This window comes from Pseudomonadota bacterium (assembly GCA_026388215.1).
Classification (GTDB): domain Bacteria; phylum Desulfobacterota; class Syntrophorhabdia; order Syntrophorhabdales; family Syntrophorhabdaceae; genus JAPLKF01.
Genome location: JAPLKF010000284.1, coordinates 1 through 7,683, shown reverse-complemented (window position 1 = coordinate 7,683; position 7,683 = coordinate 1). Strand labels below are relative to the sequence as shown.

The 7,683-nt window shown below is 42.4% G+C and carries 9 protein-coding genes; 8 read left to right on the top strand and 1 reads right to left on the bottom strand.

All coding sequences use genetic code 11. From position 1 onward, the window contains the following. Positions 1-1,087, top strand: a 1,087-nt coding sequence (locus NTU69_12955; protein ID MCX5804414.1) for a 6-phosphofructokinase, incomplete at its 5' end; no start/stop codon positions are given. 108 nt (positions 1,088-1,195) lie between these two features. Then, positions 1,196-1,684, top strand: a complete 489-nt coding sequence (locus NTU69_12950; GenBank protein MCX5804413.1) for a cyclic nucleotide-binding domain-containing protein — start codon at positions 1,196-1,198, stop codon at positions 1,682-1,684. Positions 1,685-1,791: 107 nt separating this feature from the next. On the opposite strand, the gene NTU69_12945 is transcribed toward NTU69_12950, so the two are convergent. Further along, the gene (locus tag NTU69_12945; protein ID MCX5804412.1) at positions 1,792-2,847 is read right to left on the bottom strand and encodes a radical SAM protein; all 1,056 of its coding nucleotides are present in this window, start codon (positions 2,845-2,847) and stop codon (positions 1,792-1,794) included. Between the two features lie 547 nt (positions 2,848-3,394). Between NTU69_12945 and NTU69_12940 the strand changes: the two genes are divergently transcribed. The 6 genes from NTU69_12940 to arsM all read left to right on the top strand — a co-directional run bounded on the left by NTU69_12940 (position 3,395) and on the right by arsM (position 7,565). Then, the gene (locus NTU69_12940) at positions 3,395-3,787 is read left to right on the top strand and encodes a DUF2703 domain-containing protein (protein ID MCX5804411.1); all 393 of its coding nucleotides are present in this window, start codon (positions 3,395-3,397) and stop codon (positions 3,785-3,787) included. A 90-nt stretch (positions 3,788-3,877) separates the two neighbouring features. Further along, the gene (locus tag NTU69_12935) at positions 3,878-4,249 is read left to right on the top strand and encodes a metalloregulator ArsR/SmtB family transcription factor (GenBank protein ID MCX5804410.1); all 372 of its coding nucleotides are present in this window, start codon (positions 3,878-3,880) and stop codon (positions 4,247-4,249) included. 94 nt (positions 4,250-4,343) lie between these two features. Continuing rightward, positions 4,344-5,291, top strand: a complete 948-nt coding sequence (locus NTU69_12930) for a permease (protein ID MCX5804409.1) — start codon at positions 4,344-4,346, stop codon at positions 5,289-5,291. Between the two features lie 58 nt (positions 5,292-5,349). Next, a complete protein-coding gene (locus NTU69_12925; GenBank protein ID MCX5804408.1) occupies positions 5,350-5,577 on the top strand; it encodes a thioredoxin family protein in 228 nt (75 codons plus the stop codon). A gap of 107 nt (positions 5,578-5,684) precedes the next feature. Beyond that, on the top strand, positions 5,685-6,728 hold the full coding sequence (gene arsB, locus NTU69_12920; GenBank protein ID MCX5804407.1) for an ACR3 family arsenite efflux transporter: 1,044 nt from the start codon (positions 5,685-5,687) through the stop codon (positions 6,726-6,728). A 36-nt stretch (positions 6,729-6,764) separates the two neighbouring features. Continuing rightward, positions 6,765-7,565, top strand: coding sequence for an arsenite methyltransferase (gene arsM, locus NTU69_12915; GenBank protein ID MCX5804406.1), 801 nt, complete (start codon positions 6,765-6,767; stop codon positions 7,563-7,565). Positions 7,566-7,683: the final 118 nt, after the last annotated feature.

Below are 7,683 nucleotides of genomic sequence, written 5' to 3'. Positions count from 1 at the left end.
GGGAAAGAAAATAGCCATAAATACGGGCGGTGGGGATGCACCGGGACTGAATGCGGTTATTGAGGCCGTGGTCATGTCCTCTTCAAAAATGAACTGGGAAGTTTACGGTATTAAGAACGGCTATGCCGGGCTTCTCAATACCAGTGAAATTATGCGTTTGACCCCGGAGAACGTGAGGGGAATCTCAAGCCTCGGAGGCACAATCCTCGGGACAACAAACCGCGGGAACCCATTCCAGATGCCCATAACCAACCTGTCTGGTGAGACAGAAATCCGGGATGTTTCTGACAAGGTGGTGGAGAATTTCAAGCTCCTTGGCTTCGACTGTCTGATAGCTGTGGGAGGTGATGGAAGCCTTAAAATTGCCTATGATTTCTATAAAAAGGGAATTCCGGTTATAGGGGTTCCCAAAACTATTGACAACGACCTCGGTGGTACGGTGATTACCTTCGGTTTCGACACCGCGGTGAGCATTGCCACAGAGGCCATTGACCGCCTCCACTCTACTGCAAGGTCACACGAAAGGATTATGGTTGTAGAGGTAATGGGCAGGCATGCAGGCTGGATCGCCCTTAACAGTGGCCTGTCTGGCGACGCAGATGTTATCCTGATTCCAGAGATTCCATTTGACATCGAGAAGGTGTGCAAACACATAATGGAGAATGAACTCCACGGACGACGTTATGGTATAGTGGTTGCCGGAGAGGGCGCTACACCCATCGGTGGAGCTGAGATGGCGCGAGGGAAAGGTGAAGCAGGGAGACAGGAGCTCGTTCTGGGCGGGATAGGAGAGTATGTAGCAAAAGAAATAGCAAAAAGGACTGGCAAAGACACAAGGTCCTTAGTACTCGGTCATCTTCAGAGGGGAGGATCCCCCACCACATTCGATAGACTCATTTCTCTCCGTTTTGGCGCTGCTGCAGTCCGTATGGTGGAAAGAGGGAATTTCGGCTCCATGGTTGCCCTCGATCCCCCTGAGATGAAGGCGGTCCCCCTGGAAGAAGTGATTGGAAAAATAAGGAAGGTCTCCCTAAATTCTGATTCCGTTCAGACTGCAAGAGATATGGGCATCTGTTTGGGGGACTAAATATTAAATGTATGACCCACTTAACTTTTCTTGACAACCCGATGAAATCCTGTAAAATAAAGGCAAGGGACAAGGTTTATATCGTAAAAAACTAACAAGGAGGATAAAATGCTGAAAGAAGTAGAGTCATCTATATATGAGCGTATGGGGATGCTTGGAAAGGCAAAGTGGGGTAGCAATTTAACAGAAGAACAGATGGAGGAACTTGCAAAATACCTTTATGTTACAAAGCTTGCCAAAGGAGAACCAATATTCAATGAAGGCTCCAAGGAAGCATACATGTGCTTTGTGGTTACTGGCATAGTCAAAATAGCGAAGGAAGATTCCCAGAAGAAGGAAAAAATTATAGCTGAGGTCGGTTCAGGAAAGACCTTTGGAGAGATGAGTATCATCGATAAATGGCCACGCTCTGCTTCTTCTGTAGCCGCTGATGATACAACGATGCTTGTATTGACAAAGGATAAGTTTGACTTAATCCTTCAGGAGAACCCAAAGTTAGGGAATAGGTTGCTTATGGGGCTTGCCCAGATGATGAGTGCCAGACTTCGACTTACAGACTGGATGCTTGTAGAGTATCTATATCAGGATACGAAGTAGTCTTTCTGCTAAAGTTAAGATTGCTGTACTGCTTCTTCGTTCTTTAAATACAATAATCTAAAATTGCCTAATAGTAGACAACATGATTTCAGTATGAAGTAGTTCGGTCATTCTGGTGGGACTTCAATAAAACACTGAGGGTCTTCTGCAAGGAAATCGTCTTTACCTCTCGATTGTGCATATGCATAGGCTATTGCCCTGCAACCTCTGCAATAAGACCATCTCCTGCATCTTCCGCATTTTCCTTTATATCTTTTCCTGTTCCTGATTGCTCCTAAAACCTTTGAGGTTGCCCATATGTCCCGTAACTCATCCTGTAGCACATTTCCAATGGGGATAGGCAATCTCCTGCACGGGGTAATAGTCCCATCCGGAAGAAATGTAAGACCGGAGACACCAGCAGCACAACCCCCTTTTGGGATAGAGTCTCTCTCATCTTCATCAGCAGATTTATAAAGTTGTGATGCAATGGGGTCACCTGTTACAATCTCAAGTCCAGCAATGTTTTTAGAAAAAATCTCTTCGTAGAGTTCTTTCACCCTTTCTTTTTTCAGCATGCTGTCCAGCAGCTTCATGCCTCTCCCTGAAGGAACAAGCCTCGAAAATCCAAGCCGCTGTGCGCCAACAGAAGTTGCCAGGGTTATCATATCCAAAAAATAATCTGCATTTATCAGGGATAGGGTGACATTAAGGGTAACAGTGATACCCGCATCAAGAAGATGCTGTATCCCTTTGAGCGATTGGGAGAAACTGCCTTTACCCCTTATTGCTTCATGAACCTCTTCAGGACCTTCAATACTTATCTGAACCCCTTTGACAGCCATATCAGATAGTCGCTTTGCCTTTTCCCTGTCAATGAGAATCCCGTTTGAGAGAATGTGTATATCAAATCCCTTCTTTTTAATCTCTCCAAGGATTGAAAAAATATCCTTTCGTAAGAACGGCTCCCCGCCCGTGACATTGAAACTCCGGGAAAAGACAATATCATACATTTCTGCCCAGCTCTCCAACATGTCAGAGACATTACCTACTACCCTCTTTATCCCGGAAAGGGCCATCTCTTCAATCTTCCTGTCTTCCTGATAACAATGTTTGCACCTGAGGTTGCACCTCTCCGTGAGATGCCATTGAATAAAAAAATCAAATGCGTGATTTATTGACATTCCTCTCTATCTTTTAACTCAAAAGGCATATTAATTCAATAAGACCTCACACACAAAAAATCCAACTAATAATATGGAGTTTCCTGACTTCTTCTGATGAGTAACGCTATCAAATAGCAATATCAAAGAGTTGAAGATGGTTTGATCAGAACTATGACTGTAATGGCCGGAAGAACTTTTTGCGAATCGCGACTTCGAGCATTTTTGGGCAACCCACTCGGCGAGAAAGAACGTTCCGGAGGAGAATTCGCATGTCTGAGTCCCGTTACAGCGGGACGAGTTTGCGAATTGAGTGAAATTCGAGTCGATAGTGGGTAAAAACGCGCAGCGGAGCAGAGAGCAAAACAGTGTTCCGGCGATATTGAAATACAAAAGTCAGGAAACTCCAGTGCTTTTAAATATTGACAAACTTTTAAAAAATAATTAATATATAAATTATTATTTATATGTTAATTTAGATTATGTAATATTGTTTTGAATATATTATGTCTACATTTTATAAATATATTATCTCATAAAAAAATGTTTATAGGTATGAAGGTAATAGATGAAGAAAATACTTGTTGAATGGTTTTATTATGACAAAAATGGTAGCACATGTTTTAGATGTGGAGATGGATATGAAACGGTAAAAAGCGTGATCGATAGGATTAAACACCTGCTGGTTAAGGATATTGAGATTGAACTGAAAGAAATTCCCCTCGATGAGAGCAATATCGTTCTGTCAAACACTGTAAAAATAAATGGTAGAAATATTATAGACATCCTTGGTGAACAACGGAGCGAAATGAGTTTATGCCCTTCATGCTCTGAGCTTACAGGCAAAGAAACGGTTTGTAATACTTTCACATACAAAGGAAAAACATATGATGCCCTGCCGGAAATAATGCTGGTAGAGGCAATTCTTAGAGAAGCTGGTGGAGGATGTGGATGTTGCTGAACCAATTTCTAATTTTGAATTGTAGATTTCGAATTTTTAATACAATTTTCAATCTGGAATCTTACATGAAGCTATGGAGGGTTAATCAGGATGAAGGAACTACTCAATATTTTTAAGGCTCTGTCTGACGAGACAAGGCTCAGGATTATGAAGCTTCTTGAACGCGGTGAACTCTGTGTACGCGATATAGTAGCTGCCTTTGACATGATACAGCCGAAGGTATCCTTTCATCTTGGTGTATTGAAAAAGGCAGGATTGGTGAAGGACAGAAAGCAGGGCAAATGGATGCATTACAGGATTGATGATTCAGATATGTTTAAGAGGTTTCTCATGCTTTCCGTGATGGAAAAGATACCCGAAGAGACATTGAAAGAAGATAAGACAAGGCTCGAGGAGTTCCTCAAAATAAAAACTGAAGGCTCTCAGGCTATCAAAATTACAGGGAAATGTTGTGAAAAGTGAATGATGGAGTGTGACCGAACAAACTTGACGAGGTAAGACACAATCTCACAGAAAGAGGTTGTAAAAGTGAAACAAATTTTAAAGGATTAATAATGTGTTGAAATATTTAGCCGATAGTTTAGTGTTCAAATTAATGGGCCTACAACCTGGAACCAGGTTAGGGGAAGCCCTCGATTTTTTCTTATACGATACAATAAAGGTCTTTTTGCTCCTCATAGTAATTATTTTTGTGGTAGCAATTATACGGAGTTTCTTTCCGCCTGAGCGGTCACGTAAATTGCTCGGCCATCGAAGGGAGTATGTAGGAAACTTTCTGGCAGCTTTATTGGGCATTGTTACACCCTTTTGTTCCTGCTCAGCAGTGCCTATGTTCATCGGCTTTATAGAATCTGGGCTACCATTAGGAGTAACTTTCTCTTTCCTGATTTCCTCCCCTACCGTGAATGAAGTGGCTCTGGTCATGCTCTGGGGTTTGTTTGGATGGAAGATTGCCCTTCTCTATACCGCTACGGGAGTTGCCATTGCCTTTTTTGCTGGTATTATTATAGGAAAATTAAAATTAGAGCATCTGGTTGAAGAGTATGTTTACCAAATCAAGATGGGCGAAACGGAAATGTCTGTTCCCACCTGGAAGGAACGGATAGAATACGCCTGGGGCTACACAAAAGACATCCTCAGACGGGTATGGTTGTTCGTTCTTATCGGCATTGGATTAGGAGCCTGGATTCATGGTTATGTCCCCATGGATTTTGTTGTGAAATACGCAGGCCCGGGTAACCCCTTTGCTGTATTTGTGGCAGTTCTCATAGGTATTCCCCTATATTCAAACGCCGCTGGGACAATTCCTATCGTTCAAGCACTTGTGGAAAAAGGGCTCCCTATGGGTACGGCACTTGCCTTTATGATGTCTATTGTGGCTATCTCAGCACCGGAGATGATTATTCTCCGTAAGGTCATAAAGCCCAAGCTCATTGCTATCTTTACAGGTATTGTGACTGTGGCGATTATTATTGTTGGTTACTTATTTAACGTTTTGATATAGGGAGATGGACAAACATTAAAATGTATAAAGACCTAACATGTAAAGGAGGTATATTTCTATGAAGATCCAAATATTAGGAACAGGGTGTCAGAATTGTATAAAGCTTGCAAAAAATGCAGAAGAAGCAGCAAAGGCAAAAGGCGCTGATTACGAGATCGAAAAGGTAACAGATATTAAAGAGATAATGGGCTATGGTGTTATGCAAACACCAGCCCTTGCCATTGACGGTAAGGTAAAGAGTGTCGGGAGGGTACTGTCAGTCGAGGAGATAAAAAAACTGCTGTAAGAACAGGGTACAAGGAATCAAGTGACCAAGGGTTCCAGTGATTTTAACCCCTCGAACCCTAAAATCCTTGACCCCTTGAATCCATATATTCAGCAAAGGAGACAACAATGACTGAAGGCATATCAAAGAAGCTATCATTCCTTGACAGGTTTTTGACCCTGTGGATTTTTCTTGCCATGTTTTTTGGTGTAGGGCTCGGGTATCTCTATCCGAAGATACTCGACATCATCAACCTTTTTCAAGCAGGCACGACGAATATCCCGATTGCTATAGGCCTGATTCTCATGATGTATCCGCCGCTGGCAAAGGTAAAATATGAAGAGCTGGGAGAGGCATTTAAAAATAAAAAGGTCCTGACACTCTCGCTAATTCAAAACTGGGTTATCGGGCCAATCCTCATGTTCCTTCTTGCAATCATCTTCTTGAGTGGTTATCCCGAATACATGTACGGTCTTATCATGATAGGCCTTGCCCGCTGCATTGCCATGGTGATTGTATGGAACGACCTTGCAGGCGGAGACAGGGAATATGCGGCAGGGCTCGTTGCCTTTAACTCGATCTTTCAGATGCTGCTCTTCTCAGTGTATGCATATATCTTTATTGCAATCTTACCGCCCTTTTTTGGCTTAAAAGGCACAGTCGTAAAAATAAGTATCGGTCAGATAGCGGAGAGCGTTTTTATATACCTCGGCATTCCCTTTATTGGGGGCATGGTAACCCGTTTCAGCCTTATAAAAGCTAAAGGGAGGGAATGGTACGACAGGGTTTTTATCCCCCGCATTAGCCCCATAACATTGATCGCCTTGCTTTTTACCATTGTTGTAATGTTTACCCTCAAGGGCGAATATATTGTGAAACTCCCGTTGGATGTTGTCAGGATTGCAATACCTCTTCTCATCTATTTTGTTGTCATGTTCCTCGTCTCTTTCTATATGGGTAAGAAGTTCGGTGCAGATTATCCCAAGACAGCAACCCTCTCATTTACTGCCGCCAGTAATAATTTTGAGCTTGCCATTGCAGTTACCGTTGCAGTTTTCGGGATAAACTCTGGTGAGGCATTTGCAGCAGTTATAGGTCCGCTCGTAGAAGTCCCTGCTTTAATCAGTCTTGTAAATGTGGCATTATACTTTAAGAGAAAATATTTTGAATGATTGTTGAATAGTAAAAGCCAAAAAAGGAGAAGTTAGATGGACAAAAACAGAGCAAAAAAGGTTGTGAAGGAGGCTTACGGAAAGATCGCTCAAAGAAAATCAAGTTGCGGGTGTGGCAGCTCTGTGCCTGACAAGAGGGAATTTGCTAAACATATAGGCTACTCGGAAATGGAGTTGAGGGTAATCCCTGACGAGGCAAACCTGGCGCTTAGTTGTGGAAATCCAACGGCGCTGGTAAACCTTAAAAAAGGTGATATTGTTCTCGACCTTGGGTCAGGAGCTGGATTCGATTGCTTTCTTGCCTCCTCAAGGGTTGGTATAAACGGTAAGGTGATTGGTGTGGACATGACCCCTGAGATGGTTGAAAAAGCAAAAGAGAATGCATTGAAGATCGGGGCTCAAAACGTTGAGTTCAGGCCTGGAGAGATTGAAAATTTACCCGTGGATGACAGCTCAATCGATGTAGTAATAAGTAATTGTGTAATCAATTTGTCAATTGACAAGAAGAAGGTTTTAAAAGAAATCTACAGGATCTTAAAGCCCGGTGGAAGAGTTGCCATTTCTGATATTGCCTTATTGAAAGAACTTCCTGCATACATTAAAGAAAGCGTTGAAGCGTATGTCGGTTGCGTTGCAGGGGCAATACTTATCGATGAATATGAAAAACTTTTAGAAACGTCTGGTTTGAAAAATACTAAAGTTACAATTAAAGGTTTTTCGTCATGTTGTGATCAAAGTACCAACGACCCTATAGGCAAGGTCATCTCGGATAGCGTATGTGGAGGCAAATCGTTACAAGAATATATAGTAAATGTCTATGTGGAAGGGTACAAATGAAAAGATTATTATTGGCTGTTTTAATCTTTGCTGTGGGATGTCTCGCATATTCCTGTTCCTCAACCTGTAGTGCTTGCCAGCAAGGTAAGGGTACTTATACTACAAGCGATCAGGGAAT